The sequence below is a fragment of the Caulobacter sp. FV1ye13L genome (assembly GCF_058681155.1).
In genome coordinates this window covers 3,469,868-3,494,659 of the sequence record NZ_CM178732.1, presented here as the reverse complement: position 1 = coordinate 3,494,659, position 24,792 = coordinate 3,469,868, and the positions used below count along the sequence as shown (strand labels likewise).

Here is a 24,792-nt window from a genome sequence, read left to right as displayed (position 1 = left end):
TTTCAGATCGTATCGCGTGACGATGCGCCCGCCGTGCGGAGTAGAGACGTGCTCAAGCTTATCGCCCTCGCGGATGGTTTCGAAATCCAGGCGGCTGGCAAAACCGTGCTGCGTCATGCGCCGGACGCGCCGTGCCTGTTCATCGGACGCGGCGAGGCCGACGTTCAAATGCAGCGCGGCAATTTCGCCATCTCTGACTATGTCAGTGAGCGGATCGCCCTGCGCTCGGCGACGCCTTCGAAGGGCGAGGGCCGTGTTCGCATCGGTTTCGCCGCGGCCAGCGGTGGCCCCGAACTACTCGCGATCGAGGTCGTCGAGAGCGGTCATATCCGCTTCATGCCCGGCGCCGAACCCATCAACCGCCTTTGGCTGCGTGTGCCCGCAGAGGTGGGCGAAAACGTCTGGGGCGGCGGTGAGCAGCTGTCCTATTTCGACATGCGCGGCCGTCATTTCCCGCTGTGGACCTCCGAGCCGGGCGTCGGTCGGGACAAGTCGACCCAACTGACCTGGATGGCCGATCAGGCCGGCGCGGGCGGCGACTATTTCCACACCAACTATCCCCAGCCGACCTTCATCTCGTCGCGCCGCTATGCGCTGCACGTCGAGACCACGGCCTATTCGGCTTTCGATTTCCGCCATGCCGACTTCCACGAGATCGAAGTCTGGGAAGTCCCCGAGCGCATCGAGTTCTTCACCGCCGAGACCTTCGTGGCCCTGGTCGGCGCGCTATCCGATCGCTTTGGCCGCCAGCCGCCGCTGCCCGACTGGGTGCTGAACGGCGCCATCGTCGGCCTCAAGCAGGGTGACGAGAGTTTCGACCGTCTTCAGGCCTTCATCGCCTCGGGCGCGGCCCTGTCGGGTCTGTGGTGCGAGGACTGGGTGGGGCTGCGCGTCACCTCGTTCGGCAAGCGCCTGTTCTGGGACTGGAAGTGGAACGCCGAGCGCTATCCGGGTCTGGATCGCAAGATCGGCGAACTGGCCCAGCAGGGCATCCGCTTCCTGGGCTATGTGAACCCCTATCTCTGCGTCGACGGCTCGCTGTTCCCGATCGCCGAAAAGGCTGGCTACCTCGCTTTGCGCCAGGATAGCGACGAGACCTATCTGGTCGACTTCGGCGAGTTCGACTGCGGCGTGGTCGATTTCACCAATCCCGAGGCCGCCGACTGGTTCGCCGACGCCATCATCGGCAAGGAGATGCTGGACTTCGGCCTGTCGGGCTGGATGGCCGATTTCGGCGAATACCTGCCCACCGATGTACGCTTGGCCAATGGCGTCGACGGCATGCTGATGCACAACGCCTGGCCGACCATCTGGGCCAAGGTCAATGCCGACGCCGTCGAGCGACGCGGCAAGACGGGCGAGGCGGTGTTCTTCATGCGGGCCGGCTATAGCGGCGTTCAACGCTATTGCCCGCTGCTGTGGGCTGGCGACCAGTCGGTGGACTTTACGCGCCACGACGGCATTGGCACGGTGGTCTGCGCGGCGCTCTCCTCGGGCCTGTTGGGCAACGCCTATCACCACAGCGACATCGGCGGTTACACCAGTCTGTTCGGCAATGTCCGGACGGCCGAACTCTTGATGCGCTGGAGCGAGATGGCGGCGTTCACGGCCGTGATGCGCTCTCACGAGGGCAACCGGCCCGATCAGAACCTGCAACTGGATCAGGACCCGCAGGTGCTGGCGCACTTCGCCCGCATGACTCGGGTCTATCGCCATCTGGCGCCCTATATCCGCGACTTGCGGGTTGAGGCGTCGGAGGACGGGCTGCCGCTGCAACGGCCGCTCTTCCTGCACCATGAGGATGACCCCCGGACCTATACCGAGCAGACGCAGTATCTGTTCGGTCGTGATCTGCTGGTCGCACCGGTGCTGGAGGCCGGTGTGGGCGCCCGCTCGGTCTATCTGCCGACGGGCGCAGGCTGGGTTCACGTCTGGTCGGGCGAGGCCTTCGAAGGCGGTCAGTCGGTCGAGATCGCCGCGCCGTTCGGCCAGCCGCCGGTCTTCCATCGCGTCGGCGCGGACCGGTCCGATCTGTTCCAATCCCTGCGGAGCCTCTGATGGCCATGCCGACATTCAAGATCGACCGCAGGTTCCTGCTGATCATGCTGATCGCGGCCAGCATCCTCAACTATGCCGACCGGCAGATCATCGCGATCCTCAAGCCCATGCTGCAGGAGGATCTGAACTGGACCGACGCCGACTATGGTCACCTGGCGGCGATGTTCCAGCTGTCGGCGGCGGTGGCCTATCTGTTCGTCGGCTGGTTCATCGACCGGGTCGGCCTGAAGTTCGCCAACCCCTTCGCCGTGGGGTCCTGGAGCCTGGCGGCCATGGCTCACGCCTTCGCCCACACGGTGGGACAGTTCACCCTGGCGCGGATCGCCCTGGGGGCGACCGAGGCCCTGGGCACGCCGGTCGGCATCAAGACCATCGCCACCGCCTTTGAGGCCAAGTCGCGGTCAATGGCGATCGGCATCCTCAACGCGGCGGGCAATCTGGGCGCCGTCATTACCCCACTGTTCGTTCCATTCCTGGCCGCAGCTGTCGGCTGGCGACATACCTTCTCGATCGTCGGCGGCCTTGGTCTGGTCTGGGTCGCCGTCTGGTTCCTGACCGGAGCCTGGAACGCCGCAGCCCTCAATGCGCCTGAGCCCGAAAAGGCTGTGGCCCCCGCCAAGGTCAAGTGGAGCGAGGTTCTCAAGGACCGGGCGACCTGGGCGATCATGGGCGCCAAGGCGCTGTTCGATCAGGTCTGGTGGTTCCTGCTGTTCTGGACGCCGGACCTGCTCCACCGGGTGTTTGGCCTCAGCATCAAGGAGTTCGCGGTCCCTCTGGCCGTAATCTATCTGATGGCCGCCAGCGGCTCGCTGATCACCGGCGCGATCGTTGGACGGCTGATCGCCTCGGGCTGGTCGGTCAATCGCGCTCGCAAGACGGTGATGCTGGTCTGCGCCCTGCTGGTGGTTCCCGTGCCGCTGGTGCTCTATGTCGACAATTATTGGCTGGCCGTCGGCCTTCTGGGCATGACCCTGGCGGCGCACCAGGGCTTTTCGGTCAATGTGTTCGGCATCATCACCGACGTCATTCCCGCCAAGCGTGTCGGCACGATCACCAGCCTGGGCGCTCTGGCGGGCAATCTCGCCGGTATGGGCGTGTTGCAACTGGCCGGCGTGCTTCTGACGAACGGTACGGGTTACATGCCGCTCTTCCTGATGGCCTCCTGCGCCTATCTGCTGGCGCTGCTGTGGATCCACCTGTGGCTGCCTGTCCTGCGACTGGCCAATCCCTAGCGCGGGTCAGGCCGCCCCAAGGCGCGGCTGGATCGGGAAGGGGCGGAGTAGGGGGCACGCGTTCGCGACCTCGCGCTTTCGCTGCGATGGGGGTGGGAAGGGTCGCGGAGCGTCCGGGCCTCGCCCGGAGTATGGGTTTGTAGAAGTACCGTTTCGACGAAGACAGACGCTCCGCGTGATCGTTATCCCTCTGGCCGGGGTGCGCAGGCCTGTTCAGCCTTTTGCCCCACCCGGGTTTTGTCCTGCCTCGCGACGGACCCAGCCTTGAGCTGCAGCCGCGCCGATTCCGGAGGAACCCGGAGCGAACCTTCGGACGGGCGGAGGCCTTGGCTTGCCCCCGATAGGCGGGTTTACGTCACCCGCCCTCTAGTCCCGCGCGATCATCCCTGACAGCCGCAACGGTCGCCGTACGTGCGCCCTTCCCGTGCTGTCAGGTGAGATTGATTATGCAGGCGGTTTGGGCGCGTCTGATGGGCGCGATCAAGTTTTTTACAAGCGGTTGAATTCGCTCCGGTCTGCTCTGGGAAGTGCGGGGATGCAGTACGGCCAATCCCCATAACTCCCGTCATTCCCGCCCTTGTGGCGGGAACCCCTCTATCCGCCGCAGGTGCGGGAGGGGCGAAGTGCGCGCGCACTTCGCTGGCGCTTCACGTGTGAGCTGAAACAGGGGTTCCCGCCACAAGGGCGGGAATGACGGTGATCTATTGGATTGGCGTCCCGCCCCCCGTCGCGCCGAAGGGAGCCATCCTTAAATCTCACGGCGAGACGATCCCCGTTCTCGCTCCACAAACTCTTGTCATCCCGGGCGGCGAAGCCGACCCGGGACCCAGGGGCCGCCGCACTGCTGTCGCCCCTGGGTCCCGGCGCTCCGCTGCGCTACGGCCGGGATGACAAGCGGTTGTAGTCTGTGGGGGAGTGGGGGCATCCACTTTGGGGCGCTTCGGGGGGGGCTTTTGAAGCGTTGCGAACCCCCGCCAAGCGGGCCTAGGATTCGTCCCATGACGGGTACGGTCGGTAGTTGGTATGTCAGGCGCACAGCGGAGGCGGCGGTCTTTGCGGTTGTCGTGTCCATCGACAGTTGGCCCAACGACGACAGTTTAGCCTCAACTCTGCGGTTCGTAGCAGTAGCAATGGCTACCTACGGGCTTGCGCTCTTGTACCTACCGCTGTCGGGTTTGATTTGGCTCTTCGCATGGCGAGGCGCCACTCATAACAAAGCGCTGACAGACTCGATCCTGTTCTTTGTTCACGGGTGGGTCGCGATTAGCATTCTGTACAATGGCCCCTGGCTTATCGCTCGACCGTTGGACTTGGAAAACTCCCTGATCGTGGGATGGCTCGCCGTTGGTGGGCTGCATCTCACGCTGCTTGCCCTAACCGTCTGCGGTGCTCGCCGCCGCAGGATATGAACGCTCGCCTCCACCCTAGGCAGACGCCCGCCAAGCCATCCTCCGCCCACCTCCCCCATCAGGGGGAGGAATCCCGGCCCCGCTGTGCTACACGCACCCGCAATGACTGACACAACACCTCAAAAGACCACCCGCGCCGGTTTCGCCGCGATCATCGGCGCGCCCAATGCCGGCAAGTCCACCCTGGTCAACCGCATGGTCGGGGCCAAGGTCTCGATCGTCACCCAGAAGGTGCAGACCACGCGCTTTCCGGTGCGCGGCGTGGCCATGCACGGCGACGCCCAGATCATCCTGGTCGACACCCCCGGCATCTTCAGCCCGCGCCGCCGTCTGGACCGCGCCATGGTGCGCTCCGCCTGGAACGGCTCGGAACAGGCCGAGGTCACCGTCCACCTGATCGACGTCCAGGCCGAACTGGCCTCGAACGAGAACAAGGCCACGCCCGCCGAGCACCGCTCGGTGCAGGATGTCCAGACCATCATCGAGGGCCTGAAGACCGCCAATCGTCAGGTGATCCTGGCGCTGAACAAGATCGATGGCGTCAAGCGCGACACCCTGCTGAAGGTCACGCAGGAGCTGTTCGATACCGGCGTCTATTCCGAGGTCTTCATGATCAGCGCCGCCACCGGCGCGGGCGTCGACGACCTGCTGGAGCGCCTGGCCTCCGCTATGCCGGAAAGCCCGTGGCTGTATCCGGAAGACCAGACCGCCGACCTGCCGGCCCGCCTGCTGGCCGCCGAGATCACCCGCGAGAAGATCTATCTGCGCGTCCACGAGGAGCTGCCCTACGCCGCCTCGGTGGAAACCACGGCCTTCGAGGAACGCGCCGACGGCAGCGCCCGCATCGAGCAGACCATCTATGTCGAACGCGACGGCCAGCGCGCCATCGTGCTGGGCAAGGGCGGCCAGACCCTGAAATGGATCGGCCAGGCCTCGCGCGAGGAGCTGTGCGACATTCTCGATCGCAAGGTGCACCTGTTCCTGCACGTCAAGGTCAAGGAAAACTGGGCCGAAGAGCGGGGTATCTTCAACGACATGGGCCTGGACTTCGACGTCTGACACGCCGCCGCGCCGCCCTGACAGCGGCGCGGCCCTTGACTTGATCGCTGGCAGGCTGTCCTAACGGATGAGAACATACCGGGAATATCGCCCCCAGTGAGCCAGATCGAAAACGCCTTTTCCCCGGCCGCCCCGGCGGTCGACCTCGACGCCTATTTCGCGCGGATCGGCTATGACGGCCCGCGCGAGCCGACCCTGGCCGTTTTGCGCGCCATCACCCAGAAGCACCCGGACGCCATCCCGTTCGAGAACCTTGACGTGCTGCTGGCGCGGGGGATTTCGATCGATCCGGCGACCATCGACGCCAAGCTGATTGGAGCCGGGCGGGGCGGCTATTGCTATGAACAGAACGGTCTTCTCAAGCGGGTGCTGAGCGCCGTCGGCTTCAGCGTCGAGGGCCTGATGGCCCGGGTGCTGTGGATGGCGCCGGTCGGAGCGCCGCCCCGGCCGCGCTCGCACATGGTGCTGGGCGTGGCGATCGACGGTGAGACCTGGCTGGCTGACGCCGGCTTTGGCGGCTGCGTGCTGACCGCGCCGTTGCGCCTGTTTTCCGACGAGGTTCAGGACAGCCCCAACGGCCAGCTCCGCATCGTCGACGCCGGCCACGACGGCGTGGCCGAGCGGCAGGTTCAGGCCAATCTGTCGGGCAACTGGGCGCCGCTCTACCAGGTGGCCAAGGGCGCCTGGGCCGATGTCGACTACGAACAGGTCAACTACTTCACCTACACCCATCCATCCTCGCACTTCACCTGGAGCATGACGGTGGGGCGCACGACGCCGACCGCGCGCTACGCCCTGAAGAACAACCGCCTGACCCATCGCGACGCCACCGGCGCCCCGGTCGAGCAGCGCGACCTGACCGTCGACGAGCTGGAGGCCACCCTGCGCGACGTCATCGGCCTGCCGGTCGAGGCCGACTGGCGGCCGGTGCTGGAAAAGGTCGTGGCGTGGGGGACGCAGGCCTAGATGGAATGGGAAGACGAGGCCCTGGTGCTGTCGGCTCGCATCCATGGCGAGACCGGCGCCATCGTCGAGCTGCTGACCGAGCAGCACGGAAAGTTCGCGGCCCATGTGGCGGGCGCGGCCTCGCGGCGGATGAAGCCGTTCCTGCAGCCGGGATCGCGGGTCATCGCCCGCTACCGGGCCCGGATGTCCGACCAACTGGGCGCGGCGACCCTGGAGCCGATGGGGGAGGGGGTGGCGTCGCTGTTCGACGATCCGCTGGCCTTGGCCGGTCTGTCGTCGGCCGCCTCGCTGGCCGCCGGCGCCTTGCCCGAGCGCGAGGCCCATCCCGGCGCCTTCCACGCGCTGGAGGCCCTGATCGGCGTGCTGCAGATCCCCGACATCTGGCCTGCGGTCTATGTGCGCTATGAGGCGGGGCTGTTGCAGGAGCTGGGCTTTGGCCTGGACCTGTCCAAATGCGCGGCGACCGGCTCGTTTGATGACCTGATCTATGTCAGCCCCCGCACCGGCCGCGCGGTCAGTCGCGGGGCGGGCGAGCCCTACAAGGACAAGCTGTTGCCGCTGCCGCCGTTCCTGCTGTCGGCCCAGGGCGGGCTGGCGCAGGGCGACGTTCAGGCGGGGCTGGACATCACCGGCCACTTCCTGGAGCAGTTCGTGTTTGGCCCCCTGAACCGGCCGCTGCCGCCAACGCGGACCTGGCTGCTGGATCGCCTGAGCGAGGCGGGACGGCTTTAAGAACCGTCACAAAGGCGCGATATCGCCAAGTCTGCCCAAGGAGTCGCCGATGTCCATCCTGCTCGATCGCTACGCCCTGTCGCGCCGGCGCGCCCTGGCCGCTTTTGGCGCCGTCGCCGCGACCGCCCTGTCGATCCCGCTGATCAGCGGCCGGGCCATGGCTCAGCCGGTCTATTCGATCTATCCCTTCCAGCTGGGCGTCGCCTCGGGTGATCCGCAGCCGGACGGTTTCGTGATCTGGACGCGTCTGGCGCCGGAGCCGCTGGAGATCGGCCACGGCATGCCCGCCCAGCCGGTGGAAGTGTCGTGGGAAGTCGCCGCCGACGCCGGCTTCAGGACCGTGGTCGCCAAGGGCGTCGCGGTGGCCATGCCCGAACTGGCCCACGCCGTCCACGTCGAGGTCGGCGGCCTGGAGGCGGGCCGTGACTACTGGTACCGCTTTGTGGCGGGCAAGGAGCGCAGCCTGACAGGTCGGGCGCGCACGACGCCAGCCTTGGGCTCGACCGTGGATCGCGTCCGCTTCGCCGTCGCCGGCTGCCAGCAGTACGAGCAGGGCTACTACACCGCCCACCGCCGTCTGGCCGAGGACAATCCCGACTTCGTGTTCTGCTACGGCGACTACATCTATGAGGGGCGGGGCAACCGCGTCTGGAACGGTCCCCGCGGCCCGGTCGAGAACGTGCGCCAGCATTTCGGCGGCGAGATCTACAGCCTCGACGACTATCGCCGCCGCTATGCCCAGTACAAGATGGACGCCGACCTGCAGGCCGCCCACGCCGCCGCGCCGTGGTTCGTGGTCTGGGACGACCACGAGATCGACAACAACTGGGTCACTGACCTGGACCAGGATGGCGTCGACCCGAAGGTCTTCAACCTGCGTCGTCAGGCGGCGGTCCAGGCCTATTTCGAGAACATGCCGCTGCGCCCCAGCAGCTTTCCCGTCGGAACCACAATCCAGCTGTACCGCCGCGCCAGCTTTGGCGGCCTGATGGACCTGAACCTGCTCGACACCCGTCAGTTCCGCACCAATCAGCCCTGCGGCGACAAGTTCGGGACCTGCGCCGAGATCGAGGCCGCCAAGGCCGAGGTGCTGGGTCTGAAGCAGGAAAAGTGGCTGCTCGACGGGCTCTCGGCGTCGAAGGCGCGCTGGAACGTGCTGGCCCAGCAGATCATGGTGATGGACCTGGACCGCGATCCGGGCGCGGGCTCGGCGGTCAATCCGGATTCCTGGGCGGGCTATCGCTCGCCGCGCAACCGCCTGCTGCAGCAGATCCGCGACCGCAGGATCGCCAATCCGATCGTGCTGACCGGCGACGAGCACCAGAACTATGCCGGCGAACTGCACCTGGACGGGGCCCATCCCGAGGGCGCGCCGATCGGGACCGAGTTTGTCATCACCTCGATCTCGTCCAGCGGCGACGGCGTCGACCAGCGCGAGGACATGGCGAAGATCCAGGCCGCCAATCCGCAGCTGAAGTTCAACAATGCCCAGCGCGGCTACGCCATCTGCGAGGTGACGCCGGAGCGCTGGACGACCGAGTTCAAGGTGCTGGACGCCATCACCCGCCGCGACGGCAAGCTGACCACGCGCGCCAAGCTGGCGGTCGAAGCCGGAAATCCGCGTCTCGCAACCGTCTAGCCTGTCGAATGGGGGAGGGCCTCGGCGCTACTTCTCGTTGGCCGAGATGGCGGACATTGTCCGCAGATCCCACTGAGGCCGGGATTTCTCCGACGGCTCGCGAATGCCGGCCTCGATCTGGAATTGCCTGAGGGCGTCCAGCGTCTCGGGCGTCGAGACATAGACCTTCTGTTGCGCGTCGTAGATGAGCGGGGCTTCGGGCATGGTGACGCCCTGCTCGCTGAGCGAAGCGACGCTCTGGTCGACGACCACGGCCGCCATCGCCTTGGCTTCATCCTGCTGTCCGGCCAATCGGAGGTAAACCGACAGATCATAGGCGGCGGCGCGCGCCGTGCTGGTGTCTCCCGCATCCAGAGCGGCCTGCAGGGCGTCCCGCCGCTGGGCGATGGATGCCGGAAAGCTCTGGGTCAGGGCGCTGCTGATGCTGCTCGTCACGCCATTCTGGCGCACGGGAATGTTCACCGGTGAGGACACGCACTTGAGCCATTCGCCAGAACCGGCGAAGAACGAGCTGTTCGGCTTGGCCCGGAACTCGATCCGGTTGTCGCATTTCTGGTCGTAGAGGGTCCGCTCGCCGTTGGCGTCAGTCTCAACGGCAGCGGTTTGAAGGACACCGTCCTTGCGGATGAAGATCTTGCTTGGCACGGCCTTGCCGCTGGGGCCGCGCACCCGGATGGCTATGGTTTCGACGGTTTGCGCCGCGACCATGGCCGGGACAAGGGCGAGACTAAGCGTTGCTGGCAGAAGGTTTCGCATCGTTTGATGATCCTTCGGGCTGGGGTTTTGGCGTCAGCAAACCTTGGGCGAGCCAGGCTGCGAAGCTGACCAGAAACAGGCTCATCACGGTCAGCACGATGAGATAGTAGCGATGAAAGAACCACGCGACCGGATGGCTGGCGGGGAGCATGTAGATGGCCTCAGGCTTGGCGCTGTTGGGGTTCAGCATCAGATGAACCGGATCATCATTCAGCGTCTTGGCGACGACCCGGATCGCGCCGCCGGGGGGCAGTGACACCAGGAACTCCACGGAAAACCGCGACGGATTGAGGAAGCCATTGGCTCCGTCCGGAGACTCGCCTGCGTCGTAGGCCGACCCTGTGGGCGGCATGCTGACGAACTTGTTTTCGCCCGACAGACACTCGCGCTCGGCGCCGCAGCCCAGCGTGAAACGAACCGGCCCGATCGGCTGGGTCTTGGAGAGATTGGTGACCGTGCCCACGACGGTCGAGCCCTTCCGATCGGCCGCATAGGTCGCCACCAGGGAGTCCTGCATGCCGCCGTGGAGTGTGGCGAACGCCCAGCCCAGAGCCGAAATCAGCAAGGCGATCGCATACGGCGCCTTGTCGCTCGAGAACGGATTCATCGGTAGTCCCCAGCCGATTTGCAACGTCAACGATAACGCTGTTCTCCCATCTTGCGCAACATCCGCCACCCGTGGTGCGTCACGGCGCGCCAAAGACGTCGAATCGCCCGCCCGACATCTGCTAGGATGCGAGCCCGGTAACGATTCCTCCTCATGAACAAACCTGTCCTTCCCCCCGGCGGTCCTGGCGACGGCGACCGCATCCTTGACGAGCCGCTGACGGAAGCCCTGTCGCGCCGCTATCTGGCCTATGCCCTGTCGACGATCAGTTCGCGGGCCCTGCCGGACGTGCGCGATGGCCTCAAGCCCGTCCACCGTCGCGTGCTGTACGCGATGAACAACATGCGCCTGAACCCCGAGGCCGCCGCGCGCAAGTGCGCCAAGGTGGTCGGCGAGGTGATGGGTAACTTCCACCCGCACGGGGACCAGTCGATCTATGACGCCCTGGTGCGTCTGGCCCAGGACTTCGCCCAGCGCATCCCGCTGGTCGAGGGTCAGGGAAACTTCGGCAATATCGACGGCGATAACGCCGCCGCCATGCGTTACACCGAATGCCGCATGACCACGGCGGCGACGCTGCTGCTGGACGGCATCGACGAGGACGCGGTCGATTTCCGGCCCACCTATGACGGCCAGGACGAGGAACCGGTGGTTCTGCCGTCGGGCTTCCCCAACCTGCTGGCCAACGGCTCGTCGGGCATCGCCGTCGGCATGGCCACCTCGATCCCGCCGCACAACGCCGCCGAGCTGATCGACGGCTGCCTGCTGCTGCTCAGCCGGCCCGAGGCGACGACCGCTGACCTGCTGGAACGCATCCCCGGTCCCGATTTCCCGACCGGCGGCATCATCGTCGAACCGCGCGAGAGCTTGCTGGAAACCTACGAGACCGGCCGCGGCGGCGTTCGTGTTCGGGCCAAGTGGGAGAAGGAAGACACCGGGCGCGGCACCTACCAGATCGTCGTCACCGAGATTCCGTATCAGGTAAAGAAGTCGGATCTGGTCGAGCAACTGGCCGACCTGATCGAGAGCAAAAAGGCGGCCCTGCTGGGCGACGTCCGCGACGAGAGCGCCGAGGACATCCGGCTGATTCTTGAGCCCAAGACCAGGAACGTCGAGCCCGAAGTGCTGATGGAGAGCCTGTTCAAGCTCTCGGCGCTGGAAAGCCGCTTCCCGGTCAATATGAACGTGCTGGACGCGCGCGGCACGCCGGGCGTGATGGGCCTGAAGGCGGCGCTGATGGCGTTCCTGGCCCACCGCCGCGAGGTGCTGACCCGCCGGGCCAAACATCGCCTGTCCAAGATCGAAGCCCGTCTGCACATTTTGGACGGCCTGCTGATCGCCTACCTCAATCTGGACGAGGTGATCCGCATCGTCCGCTACGAGGACGAGCCCAAGCAGAAGCTGATCTCGACTTTCGCGCTGTCGGACATCCAGGCCGACGCCATCCTCAACACCCGCCTGCGCCAGCTGGCCAAGCTGGAAGAGATGGAGATCCGTCGCGAGCACGCGCAACTGATGGAAGAGCGCGACGGCATCCTGGCCATGCTGGCCAGCGACGAGAAGCAGTGGAAGCTGGTGGGGACGGGCCTGCGCGACGTGCGCGCCACCCTGCTGAAGATCAAGCACCCGCTCGACAAGCCCCGCATCAACGGCATCACCGGTCGCTCGATCTTCGCCGACGCGCCGTTCGTCGACGCCGAGGCGGCCATCGAGGCGATGATCGTCCGTGAACCGATCACCATCATCCTGTCGGAGCGCGGCTGGATCCGCGCCGCCAAGGGCAAGGTGGAGGATCCGTCTGAACTGAAGTTCAAGGAAGGCGACAAGCTGGGCTTCCTGGTCCCGGCCGAGACCACCGACAAGCTGCTGATCTTTTCCAGCGACGGCCGCTTCTTCACGATCGGCTGCGACAAGCTGCCCGGCGCCCGAGGCCATGGTGAGCCGCTGCGGATGATGATCGAGCTGGACGACAAGGTGAAGATCCTCGACGTCTTCCCGTTCAAGGCCGGCCGCAAACGCATTTTGGCCTCCAAGCTTGGCTATGGCTTCCTGATGCCCGAGGAAGAAGCGCTCGCCAATCGCAAGGCCGGCAAGCAGGTCCTGACCGTCGACGCCGCCGGCGCGGCCTTCTGTCTGGAAGCCGTCGGCGACCAGCTGGGCGTGATCGGCGACAACGGCAAGATCCTGATCTTCCCGCTCGAGGAACTGCCGGAAATGCCGCGCGGCAAGGGCGTCAAGCTGCAGGCCTATCGCGAGGGCGGACTGCGCGACGCGCTGTCGTTCAACGCCGAGACCGGCGGCTACTGGATCGACTCCGCGGGCCGTCGCCGCGACTGGACCGACTGGACCACCTTCGTCGGCCGCCGGGCCAGCGCCGGCAAGCTGGCGCCCAAGGGCTTCCCGACCTCCAAGCGGTTCAAGCCCAAATGACCGGCTTGCGGCTGAGACGAAAGGCGATCGCTTTTGTCGCCGGCCTGCTTGGCTGCGCCGCCGCTGTGGGAGTGGCCTCGGCTGCGGCGCTGCCGGGCGTCAAGCCCGAGGCGGTGGGCTTTTCCTCGCCCAAGCTGAAGAAGCTGGACGAGGCCATGCAGGCCATGGTCGACACGGGGCAGGTCGCGGGGGCCGTGACGCTCCTGGCCCGCCACGGCCAGATCGTTTCGAGCTCGACCTTCGGCAAGCGCGGCCTGGAAACGGGCGAAGCCATGCCCGCCGACGCCATCTTTCGCATCCGTTCGGAGACCAAGCCGGTCACCGGCGTGGCGATGCTGATCCTCTATGACGAGGGCAAGTGGAAGCTGGACGATCCGGTCAGCAAGTACGTCCCGGAGTTCGCCAATCTGCGCGTCGCCAAGATGGACGCCGAGGGCCGCCCGGTCCTGACGCCGATTTCGCGCCCGCCCACCATGCGCGAGTTGATGACCCATACGGCGGGTTTCGCCTATGGCATCGCCGACGATCCTTCCAGCCCTGCCGACCAGGCCTATTACAAGGCCAACGTGCTGCAGTCGGGTTCGCTGGGCGAACTGGTCGCGAAGGTCTCGACCTTGCCGATGTACGCCGAGCCGGGCGCCCTGTGGCGCTACAGCGTGGCTGCCGACATTCAGGGCTATATCGTTGAAAAACTGTCGGGCCAGTCGCTGCCGGTGTTCATGCAGGAGCGGATCTTTGCGCCACTGGGCATGGCCGACACCGCCTTCTACGTGCCGCAGGAGAAGGTCGGACGTCTGGCGGCGCTGTATGACGCCGACGCGACGGGCAAGCTGATCCCGGCGGTTGAAGGGCCCTGGCGCGATGTCACCAAGCCGCCGGCGGCCCCGTCGGGCGGCGGCGGCCTGGTCTCAACCGCCCATGACTTCGCGCGGTTCGCCCAGATGATCCTCAATGCCGGGGATCTCGACGGCGTTCGCATCCTGCAGCCCGAGACGGTGGCCCTGATGCGGCTGAACCAGCTGCCGGCCAGTTTCACCGTCACCACCAATGGCACCACCGGGGTTCTGCAGCCCAGCCAGAAGCCGTTCCCGTTCGCCCAGGGCATGGGTTATGGCCTCGATGTCGCCGTGGCCGTGGATCCGGCGGCCTCGGGCGCGCCCGTTGGGGCGGGCACGATCAGTTGGGGCGGCAGCGCCGGCACCTGGTTCTGGATCGACCCGACCAACGACCTGTTCTTCATCGGCATGATCCAGCGGCTGGGCGGGGTGGGGCCGGGCCTGGACGCCACGACGCGGACTCTGGTCTATCAGGCGCTGGAAAAGCCGGACCTGTAAGGTCGGCGCGCCTTCCGCTTGGCGTCTGGGCGGCTCGTTCAAACAGCCGTTTGCATTGGCGCCCTGATCCCGGCATGGTCTCCCGAAATCAGGGAGGCTCGCATGAACCCGACAGCCGAATTCGACATCATCGTCTATGGCGCCAGCGGCTTCACCGGCCGGCTGGTGGCCGAGTATCTGGCCGCGCAGTACGGCGTCGGCGGCAAGGTGCGCTGGGCGATGGCGGGGCGGAGCCTCGAAAAGCTGGCCGCAGTCCGCGACGAGATCGGCGCGCCCCCCGGGACGCCGCTGGTCACCGCTGACGCTGACGACGCCGAATCTCTGAAAGCCATGGTCGGTCGGACCAAGGCCGTGCTGACCACGGTCGGCCCCTATCAGCTGTATGGCAACGCCCTGGTCGCGGCCTGCGCCGAGGCGGGGACCGACTATCTCGATCTTTGCGGCGAGCCGGCCTGGATGCGCCAGATGATCGACGCGCATGAGGCGACGGCGAAGAAGACCGGCGCACGGATCGTGTTCTCGTGCGGCTTTGATTCCATCCCGTTCGAGCTGGGCGTCTGGTTCCTGCAGCAGGAAGCCGGCAAGACCTTGGGTGGGCCGGTTCCGCGCGTGAAGGGCCGGGTGCGCGGCATGAAGGGTGGGTTCTCGGGCGGCACCGCCGCCAGCCTGAAGGCGACCATGGCCGCTGCGGCGCGCGATCCTTCGCTGGTGGCCTTGCTCAAGAACCCGTTCGCCCTGGTTCCCGGCTTTGAGGGGCCTGCCCAGCCGTCGGGGAACAAGCCGATGCTGGACGAGGACCTGGGCGTCTGGGCCGCCCCGTTCGTGATGGCGGCGATCAACACCCGCAACGTGCACCGCTCCAATGCCCTGCTGGGCCAGGCCTATGGCGCCGACTTCGTCTATGACGAGATGATGCTGACGGGGCCGGGCGAACAGGGCGAGCAGATCGCCCAGATGATTGCCGCTTCAGGCGGTGGCCTGGGCGGCGAAGGCGGTCCCAAGCCGGGCGAGGGGCCCAGCAAGGAAGAGCGCGAGACGGGCTTCTATGACGTGCTGTTCCTGGGCATCGCCGCCGACGGCCGGCAGGTGCGGGCCAGCGTCAAGGGCGACAAGGACCCCGGCTATGGCTCGACGTCCAAGATGATCGCTGAGTCGGCGATCTGTCTGGTGACCGAGGCGATCGATGTGGCGGGCGGCATCTGGACGCCGGGCGCGGCCATGCAGGGCAAGCTGGTGGCGCGGCTGGAGGCGAATGCGGGCCTGACCTTCGCGGTGGAATGATCCTTCTCCCCTTGTGGGGCAGTGCTATCGCATACGGATTGCGTCCAGAAAATTTGTCATCCCGGACAAGCCCGTCGAAGGCGGGCGCCGATCCGGGACCGCCGGAAGCGCTGAGTTCAGGCGTCGGTCCCGGATCTTCGCGCTGCGCGCTTGTCCGGGATGACACCCATTTTTGGCCTTGTGCGCTCACCCTGCCTTGTGGGGGAATGCAAGAGTCACCTGAGCGACATCGTCTGGCTCTAGAGAAAAACTGGCTGCGCAAGCGACGGAATTCACCCTAAGGTCGCTTCAAACAAGTGTTCGGGGAAAGACGGAATGGCTTTACGTCGGTTGATCGGGACCGCTCTGGCGGTCGGATATCTGGCGCTCGGTGCGCCGCTTCTCGCGGCTCCCAAAAGCAGCCCGTCGGTCACGCTCGCGCCCGCGACGCCTGAAAGCGTCGGCTTCTCCAGTGAGCGGCTGAAGCGTCTCGACGCCAGCATGCAGGCGCTCGTGGATCAGGGCCATCTGCCCGGCGTCACCACCATGGTCGTTCGCCACGGCAAGGTCGTCGCCTTCGAAGTCCACGGCAAGAAGGGCTTCGATGGCCCGCCGATGACCAAGGACACCATCTTCCGGATCTACAGCCAGACCAAGCCAGTGACCGGCGTGGCGATGATGATGCTGTTCGAGGAGGGCAAGTGGCGCCTCGACGATCCGGTCAGCAAATATATCCCCGAGTTCGCCAATCTGCGCGTCTACAAGGGCCAGAACCCGGACGGGACCTTCATCACCGAAGCGGCCAGTCGTCCGCCGACCATGCGCGAGATCATGAGTCACTCGGCGGGCTTCGCCTATGGCCTGATCCCGGACAATCCCGTCGACAAGGCCTATGTCTCGACCGGCGTCCTGGGCGCCAAGACGGGCCAGGAGTTCATCGACAAGATCGCCGCCTTGCCGCTGGTTGGTCAGCCCGGCGCGCAGTGGAAGTACAGCGCCTCGGTCGATATCCAAGGCTACCTCGTCGAGAAACTATCGGGGATGTCGCTGGCCGACTTCATGCGCACCCGCATCTTCGAGCCGCTGAAGATGATCGATACCGGCTTCTATCTGCCGGCCGCCAAGGCTGATCGCCTGGCCTCGATGTATGTCTGGGGTCCCAAGGTCCAGAAGCTGGTCCCGGCTGAGGGCTTCATGGTGCTGGACATCAGCAAGCCGCCGGTGGTCGCCTCGGGCGGCGGCGGCCTGGTCTCGACCAGCGCCGACTATGCCCGGTTCTCGCAGATGATCCTCAACGGCGGCGAACTGGACGGCGCGCGCATCCTGTCGCCCAGCACCATCAAGCTGATGGGCAGCAATCACCTCGGCGACAACATCATGACCGGTCAGGAAGGCTCGTTCCGGAATGGCCGCGGTCAGGGTTTTGGTCTCGACTTCATGGTCATCACCGACCCGGCCAAAGCCGGCACGCCGACGGGCGAGGGCACGATCAGCTGGGGCGGCGCGGCCGGCACCTGGTTCTGGATCGACCCGAAGAACGACCTGTTCTTTCTGGGCATGATCCACATTCTCAACAAGGACGGCGATCCGGCCCTGCGCAATCTGGACGATATCAGCCAGCAGCTGGTCTATCAGGCGCTGGTCGACCCTTCGAAATAGCCAAGTCAAACAACAAGAAAATACCAGGGAGCGAGCGCCATGAAGGCCGCCGTCTATTATCAAACCGGTTCGCCGGACGTGCTGCGCTATGAGGATGTCGCCGATCCGGTCTGCCATGCCTCGGGCGTGGTGATCCGGGTCGAGGCCGTCAGCATCGAGGGCGGCGACACCCTCAGCCGCGGCGGCGGGGCGATGGCGGGCAGCCCTCACATCGTGGGCTATCAGGCGGCCGGCGAGATCGTCGAGGTCGGCGCGGACGTCACCCACCTGAAGGTCGGCCAGAAGGTCGTCACCGTGAACGCCTTCGGCTCGCACGCCGAACTCCGCTCGGTGCCGGCCCGCAACGCCTGGCCGATTCCGGAAGGGTTCGACATCCTCAAGGCCTCGGCCATTCCGGTGCCGTTCGGCACGGCCCATGAGTGCCTGTTTGGTCACGGCCAGCTGAAGGCCGGCGAGACCGTGCTGATCCAGGCCGGGGCCAGCGCCCTGGGCATCGCCGCCATCCAGCTGGCCAAGCGGGCCGGGGCGACGGTGCTGGCCACCGCCTCCAGCGACGCGCGTCTGGAGCGCCTGAAGGTGTTCGGCCTCGACCACGGGATCAATTACAGCCGCGATGACACCGTCGAACAGGTGATGAAGCTGACCGGCGGCAAGGGCGTCGATCTGGTGGTCGATCCCGTGGGTGGCGCGACCCTGCAGTCGAGCCTTCTGTCGCTGGGCTATCGCGGCCGGGTCTCGCTGGTCGGCAATGCCGGGCGCGAGCCGATGAAGGTCGATGTCTCGTCCCTGATGGGCGGCAATCGCCGGCTGTCGGGCGTGTTCCTGGGCGCCGAGATCATGACCGACCGGGTGCATGACCTGATCCAGACCCTGATCGAGGAAGCCGCGCGCGGTGAACTGCAGGTGCTGATCGACAGGACCTTCCCCCTGTCGGAAGCCGCCGCCGCCCACGCCTATATCGAGAGCCGCCAGGCTGTCGGCCGCGTGTTGCTGATCCCATGAGCAATCGCGTTCTGGCCCACACGGGCGCCAAGTATCCCATCGTCCAGGCCCCTATGGGCTGGATCGCGCGCTATCCGCTGGCTTCGGCGGTGTCGCGGGCCGGCGGGCTGGGCATCATCGAGACCTCGTCGGGCGAGACCGAGACCTGCAAGGCCGAGATCCGCAAGATGGCCGAGGCGGGCCTGCCGTTCGGCGTGAACCTGCCCATCATGTTCCTGCGCGACGACTCGATGCTGAAGTTCGTCTGCGAGAGCGGGGTGAAGTTCGTCACCACCTCGGCCGGCAGCCCGGCCAAGTTCATCGGCCCGCTGAAGGACGCCGGCATCGTCGTCTATCACGCCGTGCCCACGGTCGATGCGGCCGTGAAATGCGCCGAGGCCGGCATCGACGGCCTGGTCGTCGAGGGCGCCGAGGGCGGCGGCTTCAAGAACCCCGAGGAAGTGTCGACCCTGGTCCTGCTGCAGGCCATCCGCGCCCGCGTGGACGTGCCGCTGATCGCGGCCGGCGGCATCTGCGACGGACGTGGCATGGCCGCGGCGTTCGCTCTGGGCGCCGAGGCGATCCAGATGGGTACCCGCTTTGTCAGCTCGGCCGAGAGCCCGGTGCACGAGAACTACAAGGCCGCGATCACCGGCGGCAAGGAGACCGGCACCTGGATCCTCAACAAGAAGTCCAGCCCCTGCATCCGGGCCCTGAAGTCCGAGCGCACCAAGACCATCTACGATGAAGGCCTGATGCCGCCGGACGCCCTGAAGGGCATCCTCGGCGTCTATTTCGGCGGCGACATGGAAGCGGCTCCGGCCCTGGCCGGCCAGACCGTCGGCCTGATCGACGAGGTCAAGACAGCCAAGCAGATCATCGACGAGACCGTCGCCCAGTTCCACGACATCACGGGGCGTCTCGGCGCTCTGGCCGCCGCACGCGGCTTCTAAGGGATCATGACCATGAACAACCTCTTCTCGCTCGAAGGCCGCGTCGCGGTCGTCACCGGCGGCTCGCGCGGCATCGGCGCGATGATCGCCAAGGGCTTCCTGACCTATGGCGCCAAGCGCGTCTATATCACCGCCCGCAAGGCCGCCGCCTGCGACGCCGCCGCTGAAGAGCTCAGCCAGTACGGCGAGTGCATCTCGCTGCCGGGCGACGTTTCCACGATGGAAGGCATCGAAGGCCTGACCAAGCGCCTGCTTGAGGCCGAGCCCAAGCTCGACATCCTGGTCAACAACGCCGGCGCAGCCTGGGGCGCGGCGTTCGACGAGTTCCCCGAGAGCGGCTGGGACAAGGTCGTCGACCTCAACATGAAGACCCCGTTCTTCCTGACCCAGGCCCTGATCGCCCCGCTGCGCGCGGCGGCCAAGGACCGCGTGGCCAAGGTGATCAACATCTGCTCGATCGACGGCCAGTCGGTGGCCAAGGAAGAGACCTATCCTTACGGCGCGTCCAAGGCCGGGCTGCTGCACCTGACCAAGCGCATGGCCCTGCGTCTGGCGCCCGAGAACATCGCCGTCAGCGCCATCGCGCCCGGCGCCTTCGCCTCGGACATGAACAAGGTCGCCCGCGACCACGCTGAGGCGGTGTCAAAAGCCATTCCGGCCGGCCGTATCGGCACGGACGAGGACATGGCCGGCACGGCGATCTTCCTGGCCTCGCGGGCCGGCGACTATGTGATGGGTTCTGCCGTCACCGTGGACGGCGGCGTCAGCTTCGCGCGCTAGGCTCTAGAGATCGTGCAGGATGGCGGGCTGGGCGTCGCTCATGTCCAGCTCGCTGTCCTCGGCTTCGCGCAGCAGGTTCAGGACCCGGGGTGACCGCGCGCCACGCTCGCGGGCCGACATCAGGGCCCAGCCGCCGGGCTTGAGGATTTCCAGGGGCGAGAAGCGGGCCTTGTAAGCCATCTTCTCGCTGCCGGGGACCCAGTAGCCAAGATAGACATAGGGCAGGCCCGTCTGCTGGGCCTGGACCATGTGATCCAGGATGATGAACGAGCCCAGGCTGCGCTTGGTCATGTTCGGATCGTAGAAGCTGTAGACCAGTGACAGGCCGTCAGCGAGGACGTCCACCAGCACGCAGGCGATCAGGTCGCCGGGGCCTCGATCCAAGGAGCGGCTGCGGTACTCGATCAGATGGGTGCGGACCGCCGTGTCCTCGACCATCGCCACATAGTCGGGCCAGGTCATCTCCGCCATGCCGCCGTCAGCGTGGCGGGTCAGCAGGTAGCGCCGCAGGAGCTCGAACTGCTCCAGCGTCGCTTCGGATTCCACCAGATGCCGTTCCAGGTCGTCATTGCGGGCCAGCACCTTCCGCTCGGAACGCGAGAAGACGTAGTCGGCGACGGGCGAGCGGGCCGACTGGCAGGCGCGACAGGTCTCGCAGGCCGGCCGATAGGCGATGTTCTGGGAGCGACGGAAGCCGACCTGGGTCAGGCTGTCATTGACCGTGGGGCCATCCGACAGCGGGAGGTGAGCAAAGACCTTACGCTCCTCCCGGCCCGGCAAATAGGGGCAGGGGGTCGGCGCCGTGAGGAAGAACCGAAGCTGTCGCGTCGGAAAATGCTGCGTCACGAAAGCGCCCGTCCCCTGTTCAGCGGCCTTTGGCCGTCATGTGATTAGGCGGCATGCCGCCCGTTTTCGCAAGCGTCACCGAAGCCTCGCGCGGCTTACCGTCACAGGCCATCGGGCAGCACCGGCTTTTCTCGCAACAAGACTATCGAAATGCGTCGATTGCCGGCCAGAGTAGGGTCGTCGGCATAAAGAGGTTCGGAATTGGCCTTGCCCGAGACCTGGTAGATACGGTCATCACCGACCCCGGCGTTGCGCAGCACTAGGCGCGCGGCGTCGGCGCGGGTGGCCGAGAGGGCCCAGTCGCTGTCGCTCTTGCGGCCCAGGGCGTTGGCGCTGGTGTGGCCGGACACCGTGACCCGGTTGGGAAGCTGGTTGACGATCTTGGCCACGGCGCGCAGCAGGATTCGGGCCCGGTCGTTGGGCTCCTTCGAGTTCTCCTTGAACATCGAACGGCCTTCCTGGTCGATCAACTGGATGCGCATCCCCTCGGGGGTCTGGTCGATCATGATCTGCTTGGACAGTTCGGCCAGTTCCGGCATTTCCTGCAGCGACTGGCGCAGGGACTGGGCCGCCGAGGCGAAGCTGTCCTGTTCTTTTTTGGCCAGGGCGTCGCGAAGAGCCTCTTCGCTGGCCGAGTCGAGGCTGGCGGTCGTCGAGCTCTGGCCTTCCTTGTCGGTTTGGTCGGGAGCTTCAGGCGCCATTTGCTGGACCACCGACAGCTTGCCCTCTGCCTTGGCGCCGTCGTCGCCGAGCGAGGTGCCGCCGAGAATGCCGCCCGAGCCGCTGGTGGTCGAAGAGATGCTTGCCGGGGCGAAATAGTCGGCAATACCCTGTTTTTGTTCGGGACTTGTCGAGTTCAGTAGCCACATCAGCAGGAAGAAGGCCATCATCGCGGTCACGAAATCGGCGTAGGCGACTTTCCACGCGCCGCCATGGTGGCCGCCGCCGACCACCTTCTTGACCTTCTTGATAATGATCGGCTGTTCGCCGCTGACGGCCATCGTGCTTAAGCCTGCTTAACCCTGTTCAACTGAAGTTGCCCTGCGGACGTTAAGATGGGGTTGCGAAGCGGAGGCTGTCGGGCGAAATCGCAGGCTCCATAGGGAGTGCTTCGCATGAAGACGGCGTTTATCGGCCTGGGCGTGATGGGCTACCCGATGGCGGGTCACCTTAAGGCCGCCGGCCACGAGGTTTCCGTCTTCAATCGCAGCCCCGACAAGGCCCGGCGCTGGGCGGTCGAGCACGGTGGCGCGACCTTCGAGACCATCGAGGACGCCGTCGCCGGTTGCGAACTGGTCGTCCTGTGCGTCGGCAATGACGACGACGTGCGCGGCGTTGTGGCGCGCGCACTTCCTGCGATGTCCAAGGGCGCGGTGATCGTCGACCACACCACCACCTCGGCCACCGTGGCCCGCGAGATGGCGGAGTTGGCTGCGCAAAGCGGCTGCTTCTTCATCGACGCCCCGGTTTCTGGCGGCCAGGCCGGGGCCGTGAACGGTCAGCTGACGATCATGGCCGGCGGCGATGCAGCGGCCTTTGCCAGGATCGAGCCGGTCATCAACGCCTATGCCAAGGCCATCCGACGCATGGGCGAGGTGGGTACGGGACAGCTGACCAAGATGTGTAACCAGATCGCCATCGCCGGCCTGGTCCAGGGCGTGGCCGAGGCGCTGCACTTCGCCAAGCGGGCCGGCCTGCCCACCGACGACGTGCTGGCGGCGATCTCCAAGGGCGCGGCCCAATCCTGGCAGATGGAAAACCGTTGGGCGACCATGGCGCAGGGCAAGTTCGACTTCGGCTTCGCGGTCGACTGGATGCGCAAGGATCTGGGCATCGCGCTCGAGGAGGCCGGTCGCAATGGCGCAAAACTGGAGAGCACCGCAATGATCGACCAGTTCTACGCCGAGGTGCAGGCCATGGGTGGCCATCGCTGGGATACGTCCAGCCTCGTCGCACGGTTGGAGAAATAGCTCATGCGCAAGCTGGCGATCACCCTGGCGGCTTTCGCCGCGCTCCTGGCTCCGGCCGCCATGGCCGCCCCGGTCGTCGCGCCCAAAGAGGGCGACTTCGTCACGCGGGACTTCAGGTTCCGCTCCGGCGAGGTGCTGCCGGAGCTGCGCCTGCACTACACCACCTTCGGCGAGCCCAAGCGCGACGCCAGCGGCCGGGTGACCAACGCCGTGATGGTGCTGCATGGCACCGGCGGCACGGGCAAGCAGTTCCTCAGCCCGCAGTTCGCCGACGAGTTGCTGGTCCCGGGCGGCCTGCTGGATCCGGCCAAATACTATGTGATCCTTCCGGACGGCATCGGGCACGGCAAGTCGTCCAAGCCCAGCGATGGCCTGCACGCGCGCTTTCCGCAGTATGATTATGACGACATGGTCGCCGCCCAGCATCTGCTGCTGACCCAGGGCCTGAAGGTCGACCGCCTGCGGCTGCTCATGGGCACGTCGATGGGCTGCATGCACGGCTTCGTCTGGGGCGAGACCTATCCTGATTTCGCCGACGCCCTGGCCCCGTTCGCCTGCCTGCCCAATGAGATCGCGGGCCGCAACCGCATGTGGCGCAAGCTGCTGATCGATGCGATCAGGCTGGATCCGGCCTGGAAGGGCGGGGACTATGTCGAGCAACCCAAGGCGGGCCTGCGCACGGCGCTGGGTCTGCTGATGGTGGCCGGCCTCTCGCCGCTGCCCGCCCAGATCGCCAGCCCGACCCGGCAGGCCGCCGACAAGGCCGTGGACGACTACTTCGCCGCCCGGCTGCCGCCGCTGGACGCCAATGACCTGATCTATGCCGTCGGCGCTTCCCGCACCTATGATCCGTCGCCGAAGCTGGAGACCATCACCGCGCCGGTGCTGTGGATCAATTCGGCCGACGACTTCATCAATCCGCCGGAGCTAGGCCTGGCCGAGGCCCAGGCCAGGCGGCTGAAGAACGGCACGTTCGTGCTGCTGCCGATCAGCGAAAAAACCAAGGGGCACGGCAGCCACACCTGGGCGGTGCTTTGGAAGGACTTGCTGGGGGCGTTCCTGAAGGCGACCGAGCGGTAGGCGGGCGCTAGGATACTCAAGCCGGCAGGGTTGCCCCGCGAGACCACAATCGGTTGTCATCCCGGACAAGCCCGGCGAACGCCGGGTGCAGATCCGGGACCGCTGCAAGCGCCGAGTTCATGCGTCGGTCCCGGATCTTCGCGCTATGCGCTCGTCCGGGATGACAACCTTTTGTAGCCTCTACTCCGCCGCCATGGCCGGCGTGAACTGGTTGCGCAGGCCAGCCAACCGCTCGCGGTTGTCGTGGTCCCAGGGATGGAAGCTCGGGCGATACCAGGCCCAGTATTCGTTGGCGCAGCGGCGGAAGAGGCCGGGCGTGCCGAACAGGAACCACAGCACCTTGGCGCGAGCGACGCCGGGCTTCATGCCGTCGGCGACCAGCAGATCCGAGGCGTAAATGGTGATGTTGCGGGTGAACATGATGCTGATCAGCACCATCACCCGGACACGCAGGCGGTAGCGGTCGAGCGGCTTCCAGCCTTTGGTGACTTCCTGGAAGACGTCGAAGGCCACGGCCTTGTGCTCGGTCTCTTCCAGAGCATGCCACTGCCACAGACGCTTCATTTCGGGATCAGTGTTCTTGAACAGGTCGTCCTCGCGCATGAACGAGTCGGCCATCATCGAGGTGAAGTGTTCCAGAGCGATGGTCGCGCCCAGCATGGCCATGGGGCCGCGGCCGCGCACCATGGCGGTGCGCTCCTTCACCTGCGCCTCAATCGCCGCCACCGGATAGCGGTCGCGGTCGAGGCCGCCGTTCATCGCCACATGCTCGCGCGAGTGAATGGCTTCCTGGGTGATGAAGGCCTTGGCGTCGTCCAGCAGTTTGCCCGACAGCTTGGGCCGATAGTGGCGCACGGCGTCCATGAACAGGCGCTCGCCATCGGGGAAGGTCAGGGACAGGGCGTTGAACACTGCGGTGCCCACAACATCGCCCCCCAGCCAAGCGCCCTTGCCGACCGCCTGAGTGTCGAAATGCAGGTCGCGCGGGGTGACGGTGACGTCTTCGGGTGTGGTGCGTGGCGTGGCCATAGCGTTCAATCC

21 protein-coding genes and 1 pseudogene are annotated in these 24,792 nt (G+C 66.1%); 16 read left to right on the top strand and 6 right to left on the bottom strand.

What is annotated here, in order from left to right:
* Positions 1 to 48 precede the first annotated feature (48 nt).
* Positions 49 to 2,058 carry an alpha-glucosidase gene (locus ACW176_RS16990; RefSeq protein WP_492109967.1) on the top strand — a complete coding sequence of 670 codons (2,010 nt, stop codon included), beginning with the start codon at positions 49 to 51 and terminating at the stop codon, positions 2,056 to 2,058.
* A complete protein-coding gene (locus tag ACW176_RS16985) occupies positions 2,058 to 3,290 on the top strand; it encodes an MFS transporter (RefSeq protein ID WP_492057193.1) in 1,233 nt (410 codons plus the stop codon). Before ACW176_RS16990 ends, ACW176_RS16985 begins: the two co-directional genes overlap by 1 nt.
* Before the next feature lie 780 nt (positions 3,291 to 4,070).
* On the opposite strand, the pseudogene ACW176_RS16980 reads toward ACW176_RS16985, so the two are convergent.
* Positions 4,071 to 4,219, bottom strand: a pseudogene (locus tag ACW176_RS16980) (hypothetical protein); the annotation flags it as partial.
* A gap of 69 nt (positions 4,220 to 4,288) precedes the next feature.
* Between ACW176_RS16980 and ACW176_RS16975 the strand changes: the two are divergent.
* The 5 genes from ACW176_RS16975 (at position 4,289) to ACW176_RS16955 (ending at position 9,095) form a co-directional block, all read left to right on the top strand.
* Positions 4,289 to 4,699 (top strand): hypothetical protein, encoded by a 411-nt coding sequence (locus tag ACW176_RS16975; protein WP_492109966.1) that lies wholly within the window; start codon positions 4,289 to 4,291, stop codon positions 4,697 to 4,699.
* 102 nt (positions 4,700 to 4,801) lie between these two features.
* The gene (gene era, locus ACW176_RS16970) at positions 4,802 to 5,758 is read left to right on the top strand and encodes a GTPase Era (RefSeq protein ID WP_492109965.1); all 957 of its coding nucleotides are present in this window, start codon (positions 4,802 to 4,804) and stop codon (positions 5,756 to 5,758) included.
* Between the two features lie 105 nt (positions 5,759 to 5,863).
* Positions 5,864 to 6,724 (top strand): arylamine N-acetyltransferase family protein, encoded by an 861-nt coding sequence (locus tag ACW176_RS16965; protein WP_492111955.1) that lies wholly within the window; start codon positions 5,864 to 5,866, stop codon positions 6,722 to 6,724.
* A complete protein-coding gene (recO, locus tag ACW176_RS16960; protein ID WP_492109964.1) occupies positions 6,725 to 7,456 on the top strand; it encodes a DNA repair protein RecO in 732 nt (243 codons plus the stop codon).
* Between the two features lie 49 nt (positions 7,457 to 7,505).
* Positions 7,506 to 9,095, top strand: a complete 1,590-nt coding sequence (locus tag ACW176_RS16955) for an alkaline phosphatase D family protein (protein WP_492109963.1) — start codon at positions 7,506 to 7,508, stop codon at positions 9,093 to 9,095.
* 27 nt (positions 9,096 to 9,122) lie between these two features.
* Here the strand turns inward: ACW176_RS16955 and ACW176_RS16950 are convergent, their stop codons facing one another.
* Positions 9,123 to 9,851, bottom strand: a complete 729-nt coding sequence (locus tag ACW176_RS16950; protein WP_492109962.1) for a hypothetical protein — start codon at positions 9,849 to 9,851, stop codon at positions 9,123 to 9,125.
* The gene (locus ACW176_RS16945; protein ID WP_492109961.1) at positions 9,823 to 10,551 is read right to left on the bottom strand and encodes a hypothetical protein; all 729 of its coding nucleotides are present in this window, start codon (positions 10,549 to 10,551) and stop codon (positions 9,823 to 9,825) included. Before ACW176_RS16945 ends, ACW176_RS16950 begins: the two co-directional genes overlap by 29 nt.
* Positions 10,552 to 10,611: 60 nt before the next feature.
* Here ACW176_RS16945 and parC point away from each other — a divergent pair, with 60 nt between their 5' ends.
* From parC to ACW176_RS16910, 7 genes are all read left to right on the top strand, one after another.
* Positions 10,612 to 12,888 (top strand): DNA topoisomerase IV subunit A, encoded by a 2,277-nt coding sequence (gene parC, locus ACW176_RS16940; protein ID WP_492109960.1) that lies wholly within the window; start codon positions 10,612 to 10,614, stop codon positions 12,886 to 12,888.
* Positions 12,885 to 14,222 (top strand): serine hydrolase domain-containing protein, encoded by a 1,338-nt coding sequence (locus ACW176_RS16935; protein ID WP_492109959.1) that lies wholly within the window; start codon positions 12,885 to 12,887, stop codon positions 14,220 to 14,222. The genes parC and ACW176_RS16935 overlap by 4 nt, the downstream gene beginning before the upstream one ends.
* Positions 14,223 to 14,324: 102 nt before the next feature.
* Positions 14,325 to 15,503 carry a saccharopine dehydrogenase family protein gene (locus ACW176_RS16930; protein ID WP_492109958.1) on the top strand — a complete coding sequence of 393 codons (1,179 nt, stop codon included), beginning with the start codon at positions 14,325 to 14,327 and terminating at the stop codon, positions 15,501 to 15,503.
* Between the two features lie 315 nt (positions 15,504 to 15,818).
* Positions 15,819 to 17,141, top strand: coding sequence for a serine hydrolase domain-containing protein (locus tag ACW176_RS16925; protein WP_492109957.1), 1,323 nt, complete (start codon positions 15,819 to 15,821; stop codon positions 17,139 to 17,141).
* 39 nt (positions 17,142 to 17,180) lie between these two features.
* Positions 17,181 to 18,143, top strand: a complete 963-nt coding sequence (locus ACW176_RS16920) for a quinone oxidoreductase family protein (protein WP_492109956.1) — start codon at positions 17,181 to 17,183, stop codon at positions 18,141 to 18,143.
* Entirely contained in the window at positions 18,140 to 19,075 is a 936-nt protein-coding gene (locus ACW176_RS16915) for an NAD(P)H-dependent flavin oxidoreductase (RefSeq protein WP_492109955.1), read from the top strand. Before ACW176_RS16920 ends, ACW176_RS16915 begins: the two co-directional genes overlap by 4 nt.
* A 12-nt stretch (positions 19,076 to 19,087) precedes the next feature.
* Positions 19,088 to 19,855 (top strand): SDR family NAD(P)-dependent oxidoreductase, encoded by a 768-nt coding sequence (locus tag ACW176_RS16910; protein ID WP_492109954.1) that lies wholly within the window; start codon positions 19,088 to 19,090, stop codon positions 19,853 to 19,855.
* A gap of 3 nt (positions 19,856 to 19,858) precedes the next feature.
* Here the strand turns inward: ACW176_RS16910 and ACW176_RS16905 are convergent, their stop codons facing one another.
* Both ACW176_RS16905 and ACW176_RS16900 read right to left on the bottom strand, forming a co-directional pair.
* Complete coding sequence (locus tag ACW176_RS16905) at positions 19,859 to 20,701, bottom strand: arginyltransferase (protein ID WP_419321322.1); 843 nt, start codon at positions 20,699 to 20,701, stop codon at positions 19,859 to 19,861.
* A 101-nt stretch (positions 20,702 to 20,802) separates the two neighbouring features.
* Entirely contained in the window at positions 20,803 to 21,702 is a 900-nt protein-coding gene (locus ACW176_RS16900; protein WP_419255634.1) for a flagellar motor protein MotB, read from the bottom strand.
* Between the two features lie 114 nt (positions 21,703 to 21,816).
* Here ACW176_RS16900 and ACW176_RS16895 point away from each other — a divergent pair, with 114 nt between their 5' ends.
* Positions 21,817 to 22,671 carry an NAD(P)-dependent oxidoreductase gene (locus ACW176_RS16895; RefSeq protein WP_492109953.1) on the top strand — a complete coding sequence of 285 codons (855 nt, stop codon included), beginning with the start codon at positions 21,817 to 21,819 and terminating at the stop codon, positions 22,669 to 22,671.
* A gap of 3 nt (positions 22,672 to 22,674) precedes the next feature.
* Complete coding sequence (locus ACW176_RS16890) at positions 22,675 to 23,751, top strand: alpha/beta fold hydrolase (protein ID WP_492109952.1); 1,077 nt, start codon at positions 22,675 to 22,677, stop codon at positions 23,749 to 23,751.
* A gap of 180 nt (positions 23,752 to 23,931) precedes the next feature.
* Here ACW176_RS16890 and ACW176_RS16885 read toward each other — a convergent pair whose 3' ends face one another.
* Entirely contained in the window at positions 23,932 to 24,780 is an 849-nt protein-coding gene (locus ACW176_RS16885; RefSeq protein ID WP_419321330.1) for a metal-dependent hydrolase, read from the bottom strand.
* Positions 24,781 to 24,792 lie beyond the last annotated feature (12 nt).